Here is a 1,976-nt window from a genome sequence, read left to right on the forward strand (position 1 = left end):
TCGTCGGCGTCCCCGACGCCACCCCCGGCGCCGTGCACCCGGCGAGCGGCGCCGTGGGCCACGTGGACCACGGCGGCCCGCCACCCGCGTGGCGCCCACGGGTCAGCGACCGGGGAGCACGACCACGCGACGGCGGGGCTCCTCGCCCTCGCTCTCGCTATGCACCCCGTCCACGCTCGCGACGGCGTCGTGCACGATCTTGCGCTCGAACGGCGTCATGGGACGCAGCTTCTGGCTCTCGCCGCTGTCCTTGACCTCCTGGGCCGCCCGGCGGCCCAGCTCGGTCAGCTCGGAGCGCCGGTTCGACCGCCAGCCGGCGATGTCGAGCATCAGCCGGTTCCGGGTCCCGGTGCTCTGCTGCACCGCCAGGCGCGTCAGCTCCTGGAGCGCCTCGAGGACGTCGCCCCGCTGCCCGACGAGCTTCTCCAGGTCCTTGCCGCCGTCGATGCTGACGATCGCGCGCCCGGCCTCGACGTCGAGGTCGATGTCGCCGTCGAAGTCGAGGATGTCGAGGAGTCGCTCGAGGTAGTCCCCGGCGATGTCCCCCTCGCGCACGAGGACGTCCTGGGGGGAGCCCTCGGCGCCCTCCGTCGGCGCGGCGTCCTCCGCGCGACCGTCCGACTGCAGGGTCTCGGACACGGCATGTCTCCTCTCGACGGGCCGCGGACGGCCCTCCGGGTCCCGCGCCGGCCGATCCTCGACGGTCGAGGGACGACGGCCCGGGTGGCTGGGATGGGGGCGCGCGAGCGCCCCGGGGGTCGGTTCCGCCGTCGGGGCGTGGACGGGACCGACCGGGGTCAACGTCGCTTCTTCGACTTCTTGCCGCCGCCGGGGCGTCCCGACGAGGCGAGCTGCCCGGAACGGGCGCCGTTCTTGCCCGAACCGTTGCCGCCCGAGCCGTTGCCCGAGCCGTTCTTGGCCGCCGGGGAGCCCACCTTGCCGGGGGCGGCACGGCCACTGCCCTTCCCGGACGACGGGCGGGCGCCGGGCTTGGGCTTGCCGGGGGCGGCGCCGTTGGACGGTGCGGCCGCGGCCCCCGCCGGGGCGTCCTGCGGCTCGTCCACGTCGATCACAGCGGCGTCGACCACGGCAGGGGCCGCCTGTGCGGCGTCGACGCGCTTCGGCTTCTGGCCCGGCTTGGGCGCGAGGAGGTCGCGCTGCTCGGCGGCCTGGGCGCGCCGGTCCTCCTCCTCGCGGGCGATGCGGCCGTACACGTACCACTGCTGGGTCAGCGTCCAGGAGTTGTTCGCCAGCCAGTACAGCAGGATCGCGATCGGGAAGAAGGCACCGAAGACGAGCACGCCGATCGGGAACAGCCACATCGTCAGCTTCTGCATGACCGCGGCCTGCGGGTTCGCCGCGGACGCCGTCGTCTGGTGCTGGGCCGAGATGCGCGCCGTGAAGTGGGTGGCGACGCTGGCGATGATCATCAGCGGCAGCGCCACCGGGACGACCGAGGGGGTGAAGCTCGAGAAGTTGAGGGAGAAGTGCCCGAGCTCCTGGGCGCCGCCGAAGATCGCCTGGGAGAGCTTGACGCCGAAGAGGCTGGCGTTGTTGAAGGAGATGACGTCGTCGCGGTCGAAGACGTAGTTGTACGGGTAGTTGGGCTGGAAGCCCCGCAGCACGTGGAAGAGCCCGATGAAGACCGGCAGCTGCACCAGGACCGGCAGGCAGCCGCCGAGCGGGTTGACGCCGTGCTCCTTCTGGAGCTTCTGCATCTCCTCCGCGAGCTTCTGCTTGTCGCCCTTGTACTTCTCCTGCAGCTTCTTGATCTGCGGCTGGAACTCCTGCATCTTCCGCATCGAGCGGACCTGGCTGACGAACGGCTTGAACAGCAGCGCGCGCAGCGTGAAGACGAGGAAGATCACCGACAGCGCCCAGGCGAACCCGCTGTCGGCGCTCAGCACGAAGCCGAACACCTTGTGCCAGAACCACAGGATGGCCGACACCGGGTAGTAGATGAAGTTCAGCACGAC

2 protein-coding genes are annotated in these 1,976 nt (G+C 71.5%); both read right to left on the minus strand.

What is annotated here, in order from left to right; all coding sequences use genetic code 11:
• Positions 1–102: 102 nt before the first annotated feature.
• The gene (locus AC0CYZ_RS15240; RefSeq protein ID WP_472216759.1) at positions 103–639 is read right to left on the minus strand and encodes a Jag family protein; all 537 of its coding nucleotides are present in this window, start codon (positions 637–639) and stop codon (positions 103–105) included.
• Between the two features lie 158 nt (positions 640–797).
• Positions 798–1,976 (minus strand): membrane protein insertase YidC (gene yidC / locus AC0CYZ_RS15245; protein WP_472216761.1); only part of this gene is annotated, 1,179 nt, incomplete at its 5' end.

The organism is Actinomycetospora sp. (assembly GCF_055612215.1).